Below are 19,608 nucleotides of genomic sequence, written 5' to 3' on the forward strand. Positions count from 1 at the left end.
CCCCGTCGGGTTCCCTCGTCGGCTCGCGGCGCCCCGTGTCCATGCCCGGGGCGTCGTCGTGGTAGAGTAGCGCCCAAAGGTGCCGGCAGAGCACCACGGCCCGCACACCCGATTCAGCACGAGACGAACCCATGACCAGTGAAGCCAAGCGTCCCCTCTATGTGCCCTATGCCGGCCCGCCCCTGCTCGAGATGCCCCTGCTCAACAAGGGCAGTGCCTTCACCCACGAGGAGCGCCGCGATTTCAACCTGATCGGGCTGCTGCCCCAGAACGTCGAGACCATCGAGGAGCAGGCCGAGCGGGCCTACCGCCAGTATCGCCAGTGCCAGACCGACCTGGATCGCCACATCTACCTGCGGGCCATCCAGGACGACAACGAGACCCTCTACTTCCGCCTGGTCTCCGAGCATCTCGAGGAGATGCTGCCGATCATCTATACCCCCACGGTCGGCAAGGCCTGCGAGGAGTTCTCCAACATCTACCGCAACCACCGCGGGCTGTTCATCTCCTACCCCGACCGGGACTACATGGACGACATCCTGCGCAGCGCCACCAAGGACAAGGTCAAGGTGATCGTGGTCACCGACGGCGAGCGCATCCTCGGCCTGGGCGACCAGGGCATCGGCGGCATGGGCATCCCGATCGGCAAGCTGTCGCTGTACACCGCCTGCGGCGGCATCAGCCCCGCCTACACCCTGCCGATCACCCTGGACGTGGGCACCAACAACCAGGCACTGCTCGACGACCCGATGTACATGGGCTGGCGGCACCCGCGGGTCTCCCAGGAGGAATACGACGCCTTCATGGCCGAGTTCATCGCCGCCGTGAAGCGGCGCTGGCCGAACGTGCTGCTGCAGTTCGAGGACTTCGCCCAGGCCAATGCCCTGCCGCTGCTCGAGCGCTATCGCGACGAGCTGTGCTGCTTCAACGACGACATCCAGGGCACCGCCTCGGTCTGCGTGGGGACCCTGATGGCGGCCTGCCAGGCCCGCCGCGAGGACGTCGCCGACCAGCGGGTGGTGGTCGTGGGCGCGGGCTCCGCCGGCTGCGGCATCGCCGAGCAGATCGTAGTGGCCATGCAGGCCGAGGGGCTGTCCGAGGCCGAGGCCCGCAGGCGGCTGTACATGGTCGATCGCGAGGGCCTGGTTACCGAGGACCAGGACTGGCTGCGCGACTTCCAGCGCCGCCTGGCCCATGATCCGGCGCGGGTCGCCGACTGGGACGGCCAGTCGCTGCTGGAGGTGGTCAAGCGCGTCAAGCCGACCGTGCTGCTCGGGGTCTGCGGCCAGCAGGGCATCTTCACCGAGGAGGTGATCCGCGCCATGCATGCCGGCTGCGACTCGCCGCTGGTGATGCCGCTGTCCAACCCCACCTCCCGCGCCGAGGCGGTGCCGGAGGACGTGATCCGCTGGACCGACGGTCAGGCCATGGTCGCCACCGGCAGCCCCTTCGAGCCGGTGGAGCACCAGGGGCGTCGCTATCCCATCGCCCAGTGCAACAACGCCTACATCTTCCCGGGCATCGGCCTGGGCGTGGTGGCGGCCGGCGCCAGCCGGGTCACCGATGCCATGCTGATGTCCGCCTCCAGGGCCCTGGCCCGCGAGGCGCCGGTGGCCAAGACCGGCCGGGGCGCGGTGCTGCCGGCGCTGTCCGAGATCCGCGAGCTGTCCAAGGCGATCGCCTACGAGGTCGCCGCCCAGGCCCAGCAGGAGGGCGTGGCCCTGCAGACCGACGGCCCGACCCTGCGTGGGGCCATCGAGCGTCATTTCTGGACCCCGGAGTATCGGCGCTATCGCCGCCGGTCGTTCTGAGGATGAGTGAGGGGTAAGAGGTAAGAGGTAAGGGGCAAGGAACGAGGTGCGAGGGGCAAGAGGTAAGGGGGCAAGGAGCGAGGCGCGAGGGGCAAGAGGTAAGGGGGCAAGGAGCGAGGCGCGAGGGGCAAGGAAACCCCTTGGCTCGCTCCCTGTGGGCTCTCATCCTGTCTGCCGAACCTCGAACCTCGAACCTCGAACCTCGAACCTCGAACCTCGAACCTCGAACCTCGAACCTCGAAGCCCAAACCCAGCAGGCCCCGCCGGTCACCCGGCGGGGCCTGTTGCTGCCAGAGCGCTTAGGGCCGTCAGGTCAGGCCGAGCCGATCATCTTGCGCAGCACATAGTGCAGGATGCCGCCGTGGCGGTAGTAGGCCAGCTCGTTGGCGGTGTCGATGCGGCACAGCGCCTCGAGGGTCGTCTCGCCGCCGTCGCCCTCGATGGTCACCTCGACCTTGCCGCCCGGGGTCAGCGCGGAGAGTCCCTTGATGGAGACCCGCTCGTCGCCGGTCAGCCCCAGGGTCTGGCGGGTCTCGCCCTCGGGGAACTGCAGCGGCACCACGCCCATGCCGATCAGGTTGGAGCGGTGGATGCGCTCGAAGGATTCCGCCAGCACGGCGCGCACGCCGAGCAGCCGGGTGCCCTTGGCGGCCCAGTCGCGGCTGGAACCGGTGCCGTATTCCTTGCCGGCGATCACCACCAGCGGCGTGCCTTCCTGCTGGTAGCGCATGGCCGCGTCGTAGATGGCCATCTGCTCGCCGGAGGGCACGTGGCGGGTCTCGCCGCCGACCACCCCGTCGAGCATCTCGTTTCTGATGCGCACGTTGGCGAAGGTGCCGCGCATCATGATCTCGTGGTTACCGCGCCGCGAGCCGTAGGAGTTGAAGTCCACCGGCTTCACGCCGCGCTCCTGCAGGTAGCGTCCGGCCGGGCTGTCCGGCTTGATGGCGCCGGCCGGCGAGATGTGGTCGGTGGTCACCGAGTCGCCGAGCATGGCCAGCACATGGGCGCGGTCCACGTCCTCGACCTCGGCGGGCTCGCGGCCCATGCCCTCGAAGAAGGGCGGGTGCTGGATGTAGGTGGACGCCGCGTTCCACTGGTAGACCTGGCTCTCGGGCACCTCGATGGCCTTCCACACCGCGTCGCCTTCGAAGACCTCGGCGTATTCCTTGCGGAACATCTCGGTCTTGACCTTCTCGACGGCCTCGGCGATCTCGGCCTGGGAGGGCCAGATGTCCTTGAGGGTGACGGGCTGGCCGTGGCGGTCGACCCCGAGCGGGTCCCGGGCGAGGTCCTGCTGGACGTTGCCGGCCAGGGCGTAGGCCACCACCAGGGGCGGGGAGGCCAGCCAGTTGGTCTTGACCAGCGGATGCACGCGACCCTCGAAGTTGCGGTTGCCCGACAGCACCGAGGCCACCGCCAGGTCGCCCTCGGTGATGGCCTGCTCGATGGGCTCGGGCAGCGGGCCGGAGTTGCCGATGCAGGTCGTGCAGCCGTAGCCCACCAGGTGGAAGCCCAGGGCGTCCAGGTCGTCCTGCACGCCGCCGGCGGCCAGGTAGTCGGTGACCACCTTGGAGCCGGGCGCCAGCGAGGTCTTGACCCAGGGCTTGGTGACCAGGCCCTTCTCCCGCGCCTTGCGGGCCAGCAGGCCGGCGGCCATCATCACGCTGGGGTTGGAGGTGTTGGTGCAGGAGGTGATGGCGGCGATCACTACCGCGCCGGGGTCGAGGCGGAAGGCCTGGCCGTCGAGGTCGACCTCCTGGCTGTCATGATGCTCGTAGCTTTCTTCGACGCCCACCGCGGTCTGGCCGCCCTCGGAGAACAGCCGGCCCTTCTCCTCGGACGAGGTCGGGGTCTTGCCGTCGTCGTCCATCACCTTGGCGAAGGCCCGGGGCATGTCCTGCAGGGCGACCCGGTCCTGGGGCCGCTTGGGGCCGGCCAGGCTGGCCTCGACCTCGCTCATGTCGAGGGCCAGGGTGTCGCTGAAGATCGGCTCGTGGCCGGGCTCTCGCCACAGCCCCTGAGCCTTGCAGTAGGCCTCGACCAGGGCGATCTGCGCTTCGTCGCGGCCGGTCAGGCGCATGTAGTGCAGGGTCTCGTCGTCCACCGGGAAGAAGCCGCAGGTGGCGCCGTACTCCGGCGCCATGTTGGCGATGGTGGCGCGATCGGCCAGCGGCAGGTCCGCCAGGCCGTCGCCGTAGAACTCGACGAACTTGCCGACCACGCCCCGGCTGCGCAGCATCTGGGTCACCGTCAGCACCAGGTCGGTGGCGGTGATGCCCTCGCGCAGCTTGCCGGTGAGCTTGAAGCCCACCACCTCGGGGATCAGCATCGACACCGGCTGACCGAGCATCGCCGCCTCGGCCTCGATGCCGCCCACGCCCCAGCCGAGCACGCCCAGGCCGTTGATCATGGTGGTGTGGGAGTCGGTGCCGACCAGGGTGTCCGGGTAGGCGAGCGTCCTGCCGTCCTCCTCCTTGGTCCATACCGCCTTGCCCAGGTATTCCAGGTTGACCTGGTGGCAGATGCCGGTGCCGGGCGGCACCACGCGGAAGTTGTCGAAGGCCTGCTGGCCCCAGCGCAGGAATTCGTAGCGCTCCCGGTTGCGCTCCATCTCGATGGCGACGTTGTCCTGGAAGGCGCTCGCGTCGCCGAAGTGGTCGACCATCACCGAGTGGTCGATCACCAGGTCCACCGGCGACAGGGGGTTGATGCGCGACGGCTCCTCGCCGAGGCGCTCGACGGCGGCGCGCATGGAGGCCAGGTCGACGACCCCCGGCACGCCGGTGAAGTCCTGCATCAGCACCCGGGCCGGGCGATAGCCGATCTCGCGATCGGACGAGGCCGTCTGCTGCCAGTCGACCAGGGCCTGCATGTCCTTTCTGTCGATGCCTTCCCGGTCGGCGAAGCGCAGTTGGTTCTCCAGCAGGATCTTCAGCGTCATCGGCAGCCGGTCGATGTCGCCCAGCGCCTCGGCGGCCTTCGGCAGGCTATGATAGTGGTAGGTGGTGCCGGCGGCCTCGAGGGTCTGCAGGGTAGTCGGCAGGGAGTCGGTGCTCATTGCTGTCCTCCTGTCGCGGGGGAGTGGTCGAACCATCCTGGTCCTGCGGTCTTACATGGTCATGATAGATGGCCTTTTCAATGACCGGTCGCGCCGGGCGATCGCGCCCGCCCTTGATAATGCCTCCGGCCGTCCCCATTTCCCCCGTTCGGCGACATCGGTCCCGGGAGGTTCCGTGAACGAGGAGACGCTCGACAGTCGAGGGGTCCGTTGCCCCTACTGCGATACGGCCTTCGACCTTCAGGTCGACGCCTCCCAGGGCAGCCATGCCACCTGGGAGGACTGCCCGCGATGCTGCGCCCCCATTCAGCTGCGTATCGAGGTGTCGCCGGTCAGCGGCGAGCTCGAGTCGGTCGAGCTGGGCCGCGACGACGACGTGCTGTGAGCCGGTGACCCCGACGGCGGGCGCCGGCGACATCGATAGCGATTGTCTATCCGTGCCATTGATTCGGCCTAATGGCGCGGCGAGAATGCCTGACCTAGGTTAGGCATCTGCTTTCCACTCACCCCGAGTGTTATCCACGACTGCAAGGAGTTTTGCATGAGCGTACTGGTTGGACGTCAAGCCCCCGACTTCGAAGCCGCGGCCGTCCTGGGCAACGGCGAGATCGTCGAGAACTTCAAGCTCTCCAGCGGGCACGGCAAGCTGCGCGTCCTGTTCTTCTGGCCGCTGGACTTCACCTTCGTGTGCCCGTCCGAGATCATCGCCCACAACAATCGCCTGGAGCAGTTCAAGGAACTGGGCGTCGAGGTGATCGGCGTGTCCATCGACTCCCAGTTCACCCACTACGCCTGGCGCCAGACCGCGCCGGAGAAGGGCGGCATCGGTGAAGTCGGCTTCCCGATCGTGGCCGACGTCAAGCACGAGATCACCCAGGCCTACGGCATCGAGCATCCGGAAGCCGGCGTCGCCATGCGCGGCTCCTTCCTGATCGACGAGGACGGCGTCGTCCAGCACCAGGTGGTCAACAACCTGCCGCTGGGCCGCAACGTCGACGAGATGCTGCGCATGGTCAAGGCCCTGAAGTTCCACCAGAAGAACGGCGAAGTCTGCCCGGCCGGCTGGGACGAAGGCCAGGAAGGCATGAAGGACACCGCCGAGGGCGTCGCCAAGTACCTGGAGTCTCACTTCAACGAGCTCTAAGCGACCGCGGTATCGACCGGGGCGGCCTGCGGGCCGCCCCGTCCGGTCCAGGGGGCTGGGCCATGCCGACGGCTCGCCGGCATCGCCGAGCCCGCTTCCTTCCCATCCCATGCACTGCGAGGTCTCCATGAGCGACGCGCGCCACGAACGCCTGATCATCCTCGGCTCCGGCCCGGCCGGCTATACCGCCGCCGTCTACGCGGCCCGGGCGAACCTCAAGCCGCTGTTGATCACCGGCATGCAGGCCGGCGGCCAGCTGACCACCACCACCGACGTGGACAACTGGCCGGGCGACGACACCGGCGTCCAGGGCCCCGAGCTGATGGAGCGCATGAAGCGCCATGCCGAGCGCTTCGACACCGAGGTGCTGTTCGACCATGTCCACGAGGTGGAGCTGCGTGAGCGGCCCTTCACCCTCAAGGGCGACAATGGCACCTACACCTGCGATGCGCTGATCATCGCCACCGGCGCCAGCGCCCGCTACCTGGGCCTGGAGTCCGAGCAGGCGTTCATGGGGCAGGGGGTATCCGCCTGCGCCACCTGCGACGGCTTCTTCTACCGCAACCAGGAGGTCGTGGTGGTGGGCGGCGGCAACACCGCCGTGGAGGAGGCGCTGTACCTGTCCAACATCGCCTCCAAGGTGACCCTGGTGCATCGCCGGGACAGCCTGCGCGCCGAGAAGATCCTCCAGGACAAGCTGTTCGAGAAGGCCGAGCACGGCAACATCGAGCTGGTATGGAACCACACCCTGGACGAGGTGCTGGGCGACAACACCGGCGTCACCGGGGCGCGGCTGAAGTCCACCGAGGACGGCAGCACCCGCGAGATCGGTGCCCCGGGCGTGTTCATCGCCATCGGCCATAGCCCCAACACCGGCCTCTTCGAGGGCCAGCTGGACATGGCCGGGGGCTACATCAAGGTCCGCTCCGGCCTCGAGGGCAACGCCACCGCCACCAGCGTGCCGGGCGTGTTCGCCGCCGGCGACGTCATGGACCATGTCTATCGCCAGGCGGTGACCTCCGCCGGCACCGGCTGCATGGCGGCCCTGGATGCCGAGCGCTTCCTCGACGAGCTGTGACCGGGCTTCGCCCGGAGCTGTAAGCGATAAGCTTTTAAGCGGTAAGACAAACCGTTGCGGTTAGCGAAGCCGTAGCCAGTATCTCGGCTTACGGCTTACGGCTTACGGCTTACGGCTTACGGCTTACGGCTTCAATAGTGCGGCGGCACCTCGTCCTCGGGGCGGGGTGTCGTCGTGTCGGCCTCCCGCAGGGCGCGGTGCTGCTCCCGGAGCTTGCGCTGCATGGCCTCGCCGAGGCGCTCCAGCTGCATCAGCCGCCGTTCCTGGGCGGCGACCGCCCGGTCCAGGGTGTCCAGCCAGTGTTCCTGATGGGCCAGGCGGCTCTCCAGGGCCTCCAGCCTCGCCTCCGCGGCGTCGCGCGGGTCGTCGTCGTGCATGATAGACTCCTGATGTCAGGTCACGCCTCAGGCGTGACGGGCCTGCCCAAGGGCAGTCGGGTCGGGGGCGGCGTCGCGCCGTCGGGTACCTCGGCCCCTTTACACTCCTCCTCAACGACAAGAGAGCATCCGAGATTCATGAATCGTAAGGTCGTGTTACGTTGCAGTATCGTCAGCCTGCTGCTGGCCGCGCCGGCGCCGTTGCTGATCGCCCTGTTCGTCCATCTCACCGGCGGCGTGCTGTCCCGGGAGCTGTTCGCCAGCCTCGAGGTGGGCGGCGTGGCGGCGGTCTATGTCGCCGCGGCCCTGGCGGTCTTCCTGTTGTTGCTGGTCGCCACCCTGGCGATCAACGCCCTGACGCCGCAGCTGGCCAACATCGCCGAGGTCGAGGACGACGATCGCGAGATCGGCGAGGTCAAGTGGTTCAACGTCAACAAGGGCTATGGCTTCATCACCCGCGACAGCGGCGAGGATGTCTTCGTCCATTTCCGGGCGATCCGCGGCCGCGGCCATCGCACCCTGGCCGAGGGCCAGAAGGTCAAGTACCACGTGTCACGCAATGATCGGGGATTACAGGCCGACGATGTCACCGTGATCACTTGAATCGAAGCGGCTGAGCATGAGCGCGGCTACGCCGCTATAAGAAGGAAGTACGGCGCTTCGCGCCTTGAAGAGGGAAGAAGAACCCCTATCCTGGCTTCCCTCTTCCCTCTTCCCTCTTCCCTCTTCCCTCTTCCCTCTTCCCTCTTCCCTCTTCCCTCTTCCCTACTGCCCCGAGTCCGGCCAGTCGATGGTGGCCTCGCTGCCGTCGGCCTTGACCTGCAGGAAGCGGTCGGGGTCGTCGCCGGGCTGCCAGCCACCCAGCGAGCAGCGCACCTCGCAACCCAGGCGGGCGGCCGCCTCCCGGGCGCAGTCCGCGTCGGCGGCCCAGGGGGTCTCGGCGCTGTCGAACCACAGGCTGGCGAAGCCGTCGGCGGCCTTCTCCACCATCAGCACGGGAATCTCGGCCCCGTCATGATAGCCCCGGGTGCGCCAGCGGTGCTTGCCCGCGGCGGCCAGGGGCGGGGCGTCGAGGGCCTCGCCGAGCCAGGCGTCGACGGCGCCCGGCTCGACCCGGGCCAGATAGATCTCGATATCGGGGTAGCGTTCCATGGCGTCCTCAGGGGCGGGCCGTGCCGTCGACGAACAGCCGCGCCAGGATGGTCTCGTAGACCCGGCTGAGGTCGTCGAGGTCGGCGGCGCGCACTCGCTCGTTGACCTTGTGGATGGTGTCGTTGCGCGGCCCCAGTTCCACCACCTGGCTGCCCAGGGTGGCGATGAAGCGGCCGTCGGAGGTGCCGCCCGCCGTGGAGAGGGCCGGCCGATGCCCCAGCGCGTCCTCGACGCCGCCGACCGCGGCGTCCACCAGCTCGCCTTGCGCGGTCAGGAAGGGCTCGCCATTGAGGGTCCAGTCGATGTGGAAGTCCAGCTCGTGGGCGGCGAGGATGGCCTCGGTGCGCCGCTTCAGCGTCTCGTGGTCGAGCTCGGTGGAGTAGCGGAAGTTGAAGACCACCTCGACCTCCCCGGGGATCACGTTGGTGGCCCCGGTGCCCGAGCGGATGTTGGAGACCTGGAAGCTGGTCGCCGGGAAGAAGGCGTTGCCGCCGTCCCAGTGCTCGCGCACCAGGGCGTCCAGGGCCGGCGCCACCTGGTGGATGGGGTTGCGCGCCAGGTGGGGGTAGGCCACGTGGCCCTGCACGCCCCTGACGTGGAGCACCCCGCCCAGCGAGCCGCGGCGGCCGTTCTTGATCACGTCCCCCAGGTACTCGGTGGAGGAGGGCTCGCCGACGATGCAGTAGTCCAGGCGGTCATGGGCCTCGCGCAGGTGCTCGACCACGGCGCGGGTGCCGTCCACCGCCGGGCCCTCCTCGTCGGAGGTGATCAGGAAGGCGAGGCGCCCCGGATGATCGGGGTGGGCGGCCACGAAGCGCTCCACGGCGGTGACCATGGCGGCCAGGCTGCCCTTCATGTCGGCGGCGCCGCGCCCGCACAGCATGCCGTCGTCGTCGATGCGCGGCTCGAAGGGCGGGTATTGCCAGTGCACGTCGGGGCCGCTGGGCACCACGTCGGTGTGGCCGGCGAAGGCCAGCACCGGCCCGTGGTGGCCGCGTACGGCCCAGAAGTTCTCGACGTCGCCGAACGGCAGGCGCTCGACGGCGAAGCCCAGGCGCTCCAGGCGCTCGATCATCAGCGTCTGGCAGCCCAGGTCGTCGGGAGTCACCGAGGGGCGGCGCATGAGCTCCATGGCGAGCTCGAGGGTCGGGGATAGCGAGGAATCGGAAGTGGTCGAGGTCATTCGGGGGTCCGGCGGGCCGGACCCCGGCGCCCGCGGGCGCCGGGGCCAGGCTCAGTTGTGGGCGTGAAGCGCTTCGTTGAGGGCGATGGCGCTCTTGTTGGTCAAACACTCGATGCGGCCGTTCTGGGAGTTGCGGCGCAGCAGCAGGTCGTCCTGGCCGGCCAGCTCGCGGGCGGCCACGGTGTCGGCCACCTGGCCCTGGTCGTCGAGCACGGTGACCTTGGCCCCGGCGGTGATGTAGAGCCCGGCCTCCACGGTGCAGCGGTCGCCCAGCGGGATGCCGATGCCGGCGTTGGCGCCGATCAGGCAGCCCTCGCCGACCTTGATGACGATGTTGCCGCCGCCGGACAGGGTGCCCATGGTCGAGCAGCCGCCGCCCAGGTCGGAGCCCTTGCCGACCATCACCCCGGCGGAGATGCGGCCCTCGATCATGCCCGGGCCTTCGGCGCCGGCGTTGAAGTTGACGAAGCCCTCGTGCATCACGGTGGAGCCCTCGCCGAGATAGGCGCCCAGGCGCACCCGGGCGGTGTCGCCGATGCGCACCCCGGCGGGCACCACGTAGTCGGTCATCTTGGGGAACTTGTCGACGCAGTCCACCGACAGGGGGCGGCCTTCCAGGCGGGCCTTGAGGCGACGCGCCGGCAGCTCCTCGATGTCGATCGCGCCCTCGTTGGTCCAGGCGATGTTGCGCAGCAGGCCGAACATGCCGGTGAGGTCGACGCCGTGGGGCTTGACCAGGCGGTGCGACAGCAGGTGCAGCTTGAGATAGACCTCCGGGGCGCTCTGCGGCGGGGTGTCCTCGGCGATGAAGGTGGCCACCAGCGGGCGCCGGCTGGCCGCCAGGGCCTCGGCGAGTTCCGCCTGGTCGGCGTGACCGGCGGCCTTCAGGGCCTCGGCCAGCTCGGCGCACTGCTCGGGCAGGAAGCTGATCGCGGCATTGCCGGCGGGGGCGTCGAGCACCCTGGCGGCGGCCTCGACCAGGGCGGCGTCCGGGGCCAGCAGCGGCGCCGGGTAGTAGATCTCCAGCCAGTCGCCCTGGGTGTTCTGGGTGCCGATACCGAGTGCAAAGCTGTGCATGATGTGTCCTCTCGCGTCGTGGAAGGGGGCGGGTCTCGGGCCCGCCTAGAGGTTGTCGTAGTCGCCGTCGCGGTAGCCGACGCGGATCTCGTCGCCGGTGTCCAGCAGCGGGCGCTTGAGCAGGGTCGGATGGGCCAGCATCAGGTCCCGGGCGCTGTTGGCGTCGATGTCCGCCTTGTCCTCGTCCGGCAGCTGGCGCCAGGTGGTGCTGCGCTTGTTGAGCAGGGTCAGCACCGGCACCTGCTCGAGGATGTGCTCGAGCAGCGGCGCGGAAAGGCCGTCCTCGCGCAGGTCGTGGAACTGGAAGGGGATGCCCCGGGCGTCCAGGGCCTTGCGGGCCTTGCGGCAGGTGTCGCAGTTCTTGATCCCGAACAGCGTCATCATGGCGTCCGTCTCCCGTCTTGGTGTCGGGTGAAGCGTTCGAGGTGGCGGCGCAGCCGGCGGGCGGCCTCGGCGGTGGCCTCGGGGGTATCCACCAGGGCCAGGCGCAGGCGCCCGGCGCCGGGGTTCGTGCCGTCGGCGCCGGGCCGGCCCATGTAGCGGCCCGGCAGCACGCTGACGTGCTCCTCGGCGTAGAGCGAGCGGGCGAAGGCCTCGTCGTCGCCGCCGGGCACCGCGGGCCACAGGTAGAAGCTGGCCTCGGGGGCGGGGAAGTCCATCACCGGGGCGAGGATCTCGGTCACCGCGGCGAACTTGTCGCGGTAGGCGTCGCGGTTGGCGCGCACGTGGGCCTCGTCCTGCCAGGCGGCGATCGAGGCGTGCTGCAGCGGCAGCGACATGGCGCAGCCGTGATAGGTGCGGTAGCGCCGGAAGGCGGCGATCAGCCCGGCGTCGCCGGCCACGAAGCCGGAGCGCAGGCCGGGCAGGTTGGAGCGCTTGGACAGCGAGTGGAATACCAGGCAGCGCCGGTAGTCGTGGCGGCCCAGCTCGGCGCAGGCCTGCAGCAGCCCCGGCGGCGGGGCGGCCTCGTCCAGGTAGAGCTCGGAATAGCACTCGTCGGCGGCGACGATGAAGTCGTGTTCATCCGCCAGCCGAATCAATTGCTTGAGCTCGTCGAGCGGGGTCACCGCCCCGGTGGGATTGCCCGGCGAGCAGACGAAGACGATCTGCACGTCGCGCCAGGTCTCGGCCGGCACGGCGTCGAGGTCGGGGCGGAAGCCGTGCTCGGCGCGGCAGTCCAGTGTCAGCGGCGTGCCGCCGGCCAGCAGGGTCGCGCCCTCGTAGATCTGGTAGAAGGGGTTGGGCACCGCCACCCGGGCCGGCCGGGTGCGGTCCAGGGCCGCCTGGACGAAGGCGAAGATCGCCTCCCGGGTGCCATTGACCGGCAGCACCTGATGCTCGGCGTCCAGCCCCGCGAGCGCGAAGCGTCGCCGTGCCCAGCTGGCGATGGCCGCGCGCAGCGCGGGCAGGCCCGCGGTGGCCGGGTAGCGGGCCAGCTCGCCCAGATGGTCGCCCAGCGCCGCCAGGGCGCCGGGGTAGGGCGGGTGGCGCGGCTCGCCGATGGTCAGGGCGATGGGCTCGAGGCCCGCGGGCGGGGTCACGCCGTCGCGCAGGGCGGCGAGCTTCTCGAAGGGGTAGGGCTGCAGGGCGTCGAGATCGGGGTTCATGGGCGTCCAGTCGGGCCTTGGCCGGCGTCGTTGTCGTTGCGGGGAAGCGGCGGGCGCTTCCTCCTGTTGTCTGCGGGCAAGACGCCGATTATAGGGAAGCCGGGTGGGGGCCTCAAACGGGCCCTCAGCCGCTGACGTCGAGGACCTCGATCAGCCGTTCGCGCAGCCGGCCCTGGCGCTCGGGATCGGTGAGCGGGCGACCGGCCTTGTCGGTGATGAAGAAGACGTCCTCGACCCGCTCGCCCAGGGTGGCGATCTTGGCCGCCGAGAGGGCGATGTCCTGCTCCATGAAGATGCGCCCGACCCGGGCCAGCAGGCCGGGGCGGTCGGGGGCGGTGAGTTCCAGCAGGGTGCGCTCGTTGGCCGGGTCCTGCTCGATGGTGACCTCGGTGGGCACCCGGAAGTGCTTGAGCTGGCGCGGGGTGTGCCGGGTGACGATCTGCGGGTAGTCGTCCGGGTCGTCGAGCTCCTCGACCAGGTGGCGGCGGATCTCCTCCAGGCGGTTGGCCTCGCGGATGGCGCGGTCGTGGTCGTCCAGCACGATGAAGGTGTTGAGCGTCCAGTCGTTGCTGGAGGTGGCGATGCGGGCGTCGTGGATCGACAGGCCCAGCTGCTCCATGGCCGCCGAGGTGGCGGCGAAGAGGTCGTCCACCGAGCGGGTGTGGATGAACACCTTGGTGCCGCCCTCGGCCATGTCGTCGGTGGGGGCGCTGATCATCACCAGCGGCAGCTCGCTGCCCTGGTGGGCGAGGATGCCCTGGGTCTGCCAGGCGATCTCGCTGGGCGCGTACTGCAGGAAGTAGTCCTCGCCCAGCGACTCCCAGAGGCGGTCCACCCGCGCCATGTCGGCGCCCACCGTGGCCAGCAGGGAATGCGCCTCGCCGCGGGTCTCGCGCACCGAGTCGTCGCGCTCCAGGGGGTTCTCCAGGCCGCGGCGCAGGGCGCGCTTGGTCTCGGCGTGCAGCTGGCGCAGCAGCGAGGCCCGCCAGCCGTTCCACAGCGTCGGGTTGGTGGCGGTGATGTCGGCCACCGTCAGCACGTAGAGGTAGTCGAGCCGCGTCTCGTCGCCCACGCTGCGGGCGAACTCGCTGATCACGTCCGGGTCGCTGATGTCGCGCTTCTGGGCGACCATCGACATCAGCAGGTGATGCTCCACCAGCCAGACCACCAGCCGGGTGTCGCGCTGCGACAGGCCGTGGCGCTCGGCGAAGGCTTCCACGTCCCGGGCGCCGATCAGCGAGTGGTCGCCGCCGCGGCCCTTGCCGATGTCGTGGAAGAGGCCGGCGATCCACAGCAGCTCCAGCTTGGGCAGCTGCTGGATCAGCGCGGCGGCCACCGGATAGCGCTCCTGGGCCTCGGCCTTGCGGAAGCCGTGGATGCACTTCAGCAGCCGCAGGGTGTGGGCATCCACGGTGTAGATGTGGAAGAGGTCGTGCTGCATCAGCCCCACCGCCTGGCCGAAGGCCGGCAGGTACTTGCCGAGCACCCCGTAGCGGTTCATGCGCCGCAGCTGGCGGGCGACGTTGCCGCCGGAGCGCAGCAGCGCCATGAACAGCCGCTGGTGGCGCGGATCCTCCCGGAAGCGGTCGTCGATCAGGTGGCGGTGGTCGCGGATCAGGCGGATGGTGTCGGCGCGCACGCCCTCGATCTCCGGATGCTCGGCCATCAGCAGGAACAGCTCGAGCAGCGCCGAGGGGTGCTCGCGGAACACCGCCCGGGAGCGGGCCTGGATGTAGCCGCCCTTGATGGCGAAGCGATCGTTGAGCGGGGTGGTCTCCAGCGCCTCGCCGCCACGCAGGATGGCCTCGTCGAAATGCTGCAGCAGCATATCGTTGAGCCCGGCGAGCGCGGTGACGTGCCGGTAGTAGCGCTTCATGAACTGCTCGACGGCGAGGCGCTCCGGGGTGTCGTGATAGCCGAACAGCTCGGCGATGGTGCGCTGGTGGTCGAACAGCAGCCGGTCCTCGGCGCGGCCGGTGAGCATGTGCAGGGCGTAGCGCACCATCCACAGGAAGGCCTGGCCCTGGCTGAGGATGCGCAGCTCGGCGTCGTTCATGAAGCCGCCGGCGACCAGGTCCTCGTAGCGCTGGGTGCCGAAGTGGCGCTTGGCCACCCAGCCGATCATCTGGATGTCGCGCAGCCCCCCGGGGGAGCTCTTGATGTTGGGCTCGAGGTGGTACTCGGAGTTGTTGAAGCGGTAATGGCGCTTGATCTGCTCCTGCCACTTGGCCTCGAAGAAGTGGTCCGCCGGCCACAGCCGGTCCGCGGCGATGCGCGTCTTCATGGCCTCGCGCAGGCGCTCCGGCCCGGCCAGGGTGCGCGACTCGAGCAGGTTGGTGATCACCGTGACGTCGGCGGCGGCCTCGCGCTCGCAGTCGGCCAGCGAGCGCACGCTGTGGCCGATCTCCAGGCCGATGTCCCAGAGGAAGGTGATGAACGCGGTCAGCGGTTCGCGGAAGGGCTCGTCGTCGTCGTGCTCGAGCAGCAGCAGCAGGTCGACGTCGGAGTGGGGGTGCAGCTCGCCGCGGCCGTAGCCGCCCACGGCGAGCAGGGCGATGCCCTCGGGCCAGGCGTGCTGCTGCCAGGCGATCGCCAGCAGGTGATCCAGGCACCAGGCGCGCCCGTGCACCAGGTCGCGGATGTCGCCGCCGGCATGGAAGCGCGCGTCCAACCGCGCCTGGATGTCCGCCAGCGCGGCCTTGAACGGCGCGATGGGCGATCGGCTGCCGCTCAGCTCGTCCCGGAAGGCCGCGACGTCGAACAGGGCCTCGTCGGGCGTGAAGGCGTAGTGATGCAGCAGCATGGCGGCCGACTCAGCGGGCGAGGAAGGAGAGGTCTTCGTCGCTGCGCGCGGTGAGCACCTCCACCCCGTCGCCGGTGACCAGCAGGGTGTGCTCCCACTGGGCGCTGAGACGCTTGTCCTTGGTCACGGCGGTCCAGCCATCGCGCAGCACCTTGGTGCGATGGTCGCCGATGTTGATCATCGGCTCGATGGTGAAGCACATGCCTTCCTCCAGGGCGATGTCCGCCTCCGGCGCATAGCCATCGTAGTGCAGCACCTGCGGGTCCTCGTGGAAGCCAGCGCCGATGCCGTGGCCGCAGAAATCGCGCACCACCGAGTAGCCGTTGGCCTCGGCATGCTGCTGGATGACCCGGGCCAGCTCGGAGAGGCGCGCGCCCGGGCGCACCAGGGCGATGCTCTTGTAGAGGCACTCCTGGGTGACCCGACACAGCCGCTCGCCCTGGATGGTCTCGCCGACGATGAACATCACGCTGGAGTCGCCATGGTAGCCGTCGGCGGTCTTGACCGTGACGTCCAGGTTCATGATGTCGCCCTTCTTCAGCTTCTTGCCGTCGTCGGGGATGCCGTGGCAGACCACGTGGTTGATCGAGGTGCAGACCGACTTGGGGAAGCCGTGGTAGTTGAGCGGGGCCGGGGTCGAGCCCAGCTCCTCGACGATGTAGTCGTGGCAGCGCCGGTCGATCTCGCCGGTGGTGATCCCGGCCTGGACGTGGGGGGCGATCATCTCCAGCACGCTGGCGGCCTGGCGGCCCGCCTCGCGCATCTTCTCGATCTCGTCGGGCGTCTTGATGGGTACGTTCATGGGGTCTCGGCAATCAGGGTGGTGTCGCCGCGGTGCGGGAGGGATCGGGCGTCGGCGACTTCATCTCGAAGGGGATCCATGGTATAAAGCTGCGCGCTTTCCTGCAATCGCCGATCCCCGTGCCCCCCAGGGCCCGGCGGAGCCGCGGGCGGGAGGGCCGTTAACCCTAGCAACGCCTTGAAAACACACATGCACCGGCACATGGTCCCGGGTGCCGTCGGCGCGTTCGACGGTCGGATCCATGGGGTGCATGGAGGCCTAACCCGATTTTCCAGGAGTCATCCATGGCACACGTCAACATGCGTGACCTGCTGAAGGCAGGCGCCCACTTCGGTCACCAGACCCGTTACTGGAACCCGAAGATGAGCAAGTACATCTTCGGCGCCCGTAACAAGATCCACATCATCAACCTCGAGCATACCCTCCCGGCCCTCAACGAGGCCATCGAGGTGGTCGAGAAGATGGCGGCCGCGAACAACAAGATCCTGTTCGTGGGCACCAAGCGCAGCGCCAGCAAGATCGTCAAGGAAGAGGCCGGCCGCGTCGGTCAGCACTTCGTCAACCACCGTTGGCTCGGCGGCATGCTGACCAACTACAAGACGATGCGTCAGTCCATCAAGCGTCTGCGCGACCTCGAGGCCATGCACGAGGACGGCACCTTCGAGAAGCTGACCAAGAAGGAAGTCCTGATGGCCACCCGCGAGCAGGACAAGCTCGAGCGGTCCGTGGGCGGCATCAAGAGCATGGGCGGCCTGCCCGACGCGCTGTTCGTGGTCGACGTCGATCACGAGCGCATCGCCATCAACGAGGCGAACAAGCTGGGCATTCCGGTCATCGGCGTGGTGGACACCAACTCCGACCCGGACGGCGTCGACTACGTGATCCCGGGCAACGATGACTCCATCCGCGCCATCCAGATCTACGTCAAGGCCATCGCCGACGCCTGCGCCCGCGCGAAGGAAGGTCGTCCCGACGAGTTCGTCGAGGTCACCGAAGACGACAGCGCCAGCGACGCCGCCGCCGCAGAGTGATCGTCGGCCCGTCCGGCCCGGCGTGACGCCGCCAGCGACTGGCGGCCGGCCGTCGAGCCGACAGGAGGGGGCCGCGGCCCCCTCCTGTGCGACAGGGCGGGCACACGGATTCGCCGGACCCCGATCCGGCGCCTATATTCCAGGTCGAACCATTCAGAGGTAACTACCATGGCAGCTATCAGCGCCTCCCAGGTCAAGGAACTGCGCGAGCGCACCGGGCTCGGCATGATGGAGTGCAAGAAGGCCCTCACCGAGGCCGGCGGCGACATCGACACCGCCATCGAGAACCTGCGCAAGAACTCCGGCCTCAAGGCCGCCAAGAAGGCCGGCCGCACCGCCGCCGAGGGCGCCATCGTCACCCGTGTCGCCGAGGACGGCAGCTACGGCGTGATGGTTGAGGTCAACTCCGAGACCGACTTCGTCGCCCGCGACGACAACTTCACCGCCTTCGCCAGCAAGGTCGCCGACGCCTTCTTCGCCGCCAAGAGCGAGGACGTCGCCGCCATCATGGAAGGCGAGCTGGAAGCCGCCCGCGAGCAGCTGGTGCAGAAGATCGGCGAGAACATCAGCGTGCGTCGCAGCGTCGTCGTCGACGCGCCGGAAGGCGGTCGCGTGGGCGAGTACGTCCACGGCGGCCGCATCGGCGTGCTGACCGTCCTCCAGGGCGGCACCGCCGAGGCCGCCAAGGACGTCGCCATGCACGTCGCCGCCATCAACCCGGCCGTGGCGCTTCCCGAGAACATGCCGCAGGACAAGCTGGACGCCGAGAAGGCGATCATCCTGGCCCAGCCGGACATGGCCGGCAAGCCGGAGAACATCGCCGAGAAGATGGTCCAGGGCCGCCTGAAGAAGTACCTGGCCGAGAACAGCCTGACCGAGCAGGCCTTCGTCAAGGACCCGAACCAGACCGTCGCCGAGTACGTCAAGGCCGCCGGCGGCGAGGTGCTCGGCTTCACCCGCTTCGAGGTGGGCGAGGGCATCGAGAAGGAAGAGGTCGACTTCGCTCAGGAAGTCATGGAACAGGCCAAGCGCAGCTAAGGCCGACGGTTCCAGTGTGAAGATGGCGTGCGCGGAAGCGCACGCCTTCGCGTATCCGGCCGGTGCACCCGGCCATCCAGATTCGTCGAGTTTCCGGGAGACACGCCATGAGCAGTGCCGAGCACGCCCCCCCCAAGTCCGACAAGCCCCGCGCCGAGGTGTCGAAGTACAAGCGCATCCTGCTCAAGCTGTCCGGCGAGGCGCTGACCGGCGATGCCGAATTCGGCATCGATCCCAAGGTGCTGGATCGCATGGCGCTGGAGATCGGCCAGCTGGTCGGCATCGGCGTGCAGGTCGGCATCGTGGTGGGCGGCGGCAACCTGTTCCGCGGCGCCGCCCTGCACGAGGCGGGCATGGAGCGCGTCACCGGCGACCACATGGGCATGCTGGCCACGGTGATGAACGCCCTGGCCATGCGCGATGCCCTGGAACGCTCCAACATCCGCTCGCGGGTCATGTCGGCGATCCCCATGAGCGGCGTGGTGGAGCACTACGACCGTCGTACCGCCATCCGCTACCTGACCTCCGGCGACGTGGTCATCTTCTCCGCCGGCACCGGCAACCCCTTCTTCACCACCGATTCCGCGGCCTGCCTGCGCGGCATCGAGATCGACGGTGACGTGGTGGTCAAGGCCACCAAGGTGGACGGGGTCTACGACAAGGATCCGGTCAAGCATCCCGAGGCGGTCAAGTACGAGCAGCTGTCCTACGACGATGCGCTCGACCAGAAGCTCGGGGTCATGGATTTGACCGCCATCTGCCTGGTGCGGGACCATGACATGCCGGTTCGCGTGTTCAACATGAACAAGCCGGGAGCGCTGCTGAACCTGGTGGTGGGCGGCCGGGAAGGCACGCTGATTGACAGAGGGTGAGATCGTGATTGACGACATCAAGAAGGACGCGGAAACCCGCATGAAGAAGAGCCTCGACGCTCTTCACCACAACCTCAACAAGATCCGCACCGGCCGGGCGCACACCAGCATCCTGGACTCGGTGACCGTCGACTACTACGGCGGCCAGGTGCCGATCAACCAGGTGGCCTCGGTGAACGTCGAGGACGCCCGCACCCTGACCGTGGTGCCCTGGGAGCAGCAGATGGTGCCCAAGGTGGAGAAGGCCATCATGACCGCCGAGCTGGGGCTCAATCCCGCCAGCGCCGGCAACGTCATCCGGGTGCCGATGCCGATGCTCACCGAGGAGACCCGCAAGGGCTACATCAAGCAGGCCCGCCAGGAGGCCGAGAACGCCCGGGTCGCGGTGCGCAACGTGCGGCGTGACGCCAACGGCGACATCAAGGCGCTGCTCAAGGACAAGGACATCTCCGAGGACGAGGCGCGCCAGGGCGAGGACGCCATCCAGAAGCTCACCGACGCCATCGTCGCCGAGATCGACAAGACGCTGGAGTCCAAGGAGCACGACCTGATGCAGGTCTGAGGACGGTGGG

Annotated in this window: 18 protein-coding genes; 9 read left to right on the forward strand and 9 right to left on the reverse strand. The window is 68.8% G+C overall.

From position 1 onward, the window contains the following. The first annotated feature begins 131 nt into the window (after positions 1 to 131). The gene (locus QC818_RS10285) at positions 132 to 1,811 is read left to right on the forward strand and encodes an NAD-dependent malic enzyme (protein ID WP_309652768.1); all 1,680 of its coding nucleotides are present in this window, start codon (positions 132 to 134) and stop codon (positions 1,809 to 1,811) included. Between the two features lie 313 nt (positions 1,812 to 2,124). On the opposite strand, the gene acnA is transcribed toward QC818_RS10285, so the two are convergent. Beyond that, positions 2,125 to 4,872, reverse strand: coding sequence for an aconitate hydratase AcnA (acnA, locus tag QC818_RS10290; RefSeq protein WP_309652769.1), 2,748 nt, complete (start codon positions 4,870 to 4,872; stop codon positions 2,125 to 2,127). Positions 4,873 to 5,047: 175 nt separating this feature from the next. Between acnA and QC818_RS10295 the strand changes: the two genes are divergently transcribed. The 3 genes from QC818_RS10295 to trxB all read left to right on the forward strand — a co-directional run bounded on the left by QC818_RS10295 (position 5,048) and on the right by trxB (position 7,094). Continuing rightward, positions 5,048 to 5,257 carry a CPXCG motif-containing cysteine-rich protein gene (locus QC818_RS10295; RefSeq protein WP_309652770.1) on the forward strand — a complete coding sequence of 70 codons (210 nt, stop codon included), beginning with the start codon at positions 5,048 to 5,050 and terminating at the stop codon, positions 5,255 to 5,257. 156 nt (positions 5,258 to 5,413) lie between these two features. Continuing rightward, positions 5,414 to 6,016, forward strand: a complete 603-nt coding sequence (locus QC818_RS10300) for a peroxiredoxin (protein ID WP_309652771.1) — start codon at positions 5,414 to 5,416, stop codon at positions 6,014 to 6,016. Between the two features lie 127 nt (positions 6,017 to 6,143). After that, positions 6,144 to 7,094 carry a thioredoxin-disulfide reductase gene (trxB, locus tag QC818_RS10305; protein ID WP_309652772.1) on the forward strand — a complete coding sequence of 317 codons (951 nt, stop codon included), beginning with the start codon at positions 6,144 to 6,146 and terminating at the stop codon, positions 7,092 to 7,094. A gap of 131 nt (positions 7,095 to 7,225) precedes the next feature. Here the strand turns inward: trxB and QC818_RS10310 are convergent, their stop codons facing one another. After that, positions 7,226 to 7,471, reverse strand: coding sequence for a SlyX family protein (locus QC818_RS10310; RefSeq protein ID WP_309652773.1), 246 nt, complete (start codon positions 7,469 to 7,471; stop codon positions 7,226 to 7,228). A 138-nt stretch (positions 7,472 to 7,609) separates the two neighbouring features. Between QC818_RS10310 and QC818_RS10315 the strand changes: the two genes are divergently transcribed. Continuing rightward, positions 7,610 to 8,074 (forward strand): cold-shock protein, encoded by a 465-nt coding sequence (locus tag QC818_RS10315; protein WP_309652774.1) that lies wholly within the window; start codon positions 7,610 to 7,612, stop codon positions 8,072 to 8,074. Positions 8,075 to 8,236: 162 nt separating this feature from the next. On the opposite strand, the gene QC818_RS10320 is transcribed toward QC818_RS10315, so the two are convergent. From QC818_RS10320 to map, 7 genes are all read right to left on the reverse strand, one after another. After that, a complete protein-coding gene (locus tag QC818_RS10320) occupies positions 8,237 to 8,623 on the reverse strand; it encodes a hypothetical protein (protein ID WP_309652775.1) in 387 nt (128 codons plus the stop codon). A gap of 7 nt (positions 8,624 to 8,630) precedes the next feature. Beyond that, positions 8,631 to 9,806 (reverse strand): succinyl-diaminopimelate desuccinylase, encoded by a 1,176-nt coding sequence (gene dapE / locus QC818_RS10325; protein WP_309652776.1) that lies wholly within the window; start codon positions 9,804 to 9,806, stop codon positions 8,631 to 8,633. Between the two features lie 51 nt (positions 9,807 to 9,857). Continuing rightward, positions 9,858 to 10,883, reverse strand: a complete 1,026-nt coding sequence (dapD, locus tag QC818_RS10330; RefSeq protein ID WP_309652777.1) for a 2,3,4,5-tetrahydropyridine-2,6-dicarboxylate N-succinyltransferase — start codon at positions 10,881 to 10,883, stop codon at positions 9,858 to 9,860. 45 nt (positions 10,884 to 10,928) lie between these two features. Continuing rightward, positions 10,929 to 11,267, reverse strand: coding sequence for an arsenate reductase (locus tag QC818_RS10335; RefSeq protein WP_309652778.1), 339 nt, complete (start codon positions 11,265 to 11,267; stop codon positions 10,929 to 10,931). Continuing rightward, positions 11,264 to 12,490 (reverse strand): succinyldiaminopimelate transaminase, encoded by a 1,227-nt coding sequence (gene dapC / locus QC818_RS10340; RefSeq protein ID WP_309652779.1) that lies wholly within the window; start codon positions 12,488 to 12,490, stop codon positions 11,264 to 11,266. The genes QC818_RS10335 and dapC overlap by 4 nt, the downstream gene beginning before the upstream one ends. Positions 12,491 to 12,614: 124 nt before the next feature. Then, on the reverse strand, positions 12,615 to 15,293 hold the full coding sequence (locus QC818_RS10345) for a [protein-PII] uridylyltransferase (RefSeq protein ID WP_309652780.1): 2,679 nt from the start codon (positions 15,291 to 15,293) through the stop codon (positions 12,615 to 12,617). A gap of 10 nt (positions 15,294 to 15,303) precedes the next feature. Next, the gene (gene map, locus QC818_RS10350) at positions 15,304 to 16,095 is read right to left on the reverse strand and encodes a type I methionyl aminopeptidase (protein ID WP_309652781.1); all 792 of its coding nucleotides are present in this window, start codon (positions 16,093 to 16,095) and stop codon (positions 15,304 to 15,306) included. Positions 16,096 to 16,379: 284 nt separating this feature from the next. Between map and rpsB the strand changes: the two genes are divergently transcribed. From rpsB to frr, 4 genes are all read left to right on the forward strand, one after another. Further along, a complete protein-coding gene (rpsB, locus tag QC818_RS10355; RefSeq protein ID WP_309652782.1) occupies positions 16,380 to 17,126 on the forward strand; it encodes a 30S ribosomal protein S2 in 747 nt (248 codons plus the stop codon). 168 nt (positions 17,127 to 17,294) lie between these two features. Further along, on the forward strand, positions 17,295 to 18,164 hold the full coding sequence (gene tsf / locus QC818_RS10360; RefSeq protein WP_309652783.1) for a translation elongation factor Ts: 870 nt from the start codon (positions 17,295 to 17,297) through the stop codon (positions 18,162 to 18,164). Between the two features lie 107 nt (positions 18,165 to 18,271). After that, on the forward strand, positions 18,272 to 19,036 hold the full coding sequence (pyrH, locus tag QC818_RS10365; protein ID WP_309652784.1) for a UMP kinase: 765 nt from the start codon (positions 18,272 to 18,274) through the stop codon (positions 19,034 to 19,036). A 4-nt stretch (positions 19,037 to 19,040) separates the two neighbouring features. Further along, positions 19,041 to 19,598, forward strand: coding sequence for a ribosome recycling factor (gene frr, locus QC818_RS10370; RefSeq protein ID WP_309652785.1), 558 nt, complete (start codon positions 19,041 to 19,043; stop codon positions 19,596 to 19,598). Positions 19,599 to 19,608: the final 10 nt, after the last annotated feature.

Source organism: Halomonas koreensis (assembly GCF_031451675.1).
GTDB lineage: Bacteria > Pseudomonadota > Gammaproteobacteria > Pseudomonadales > Halomonadaceae > Halomonas > Halomonas koreensis.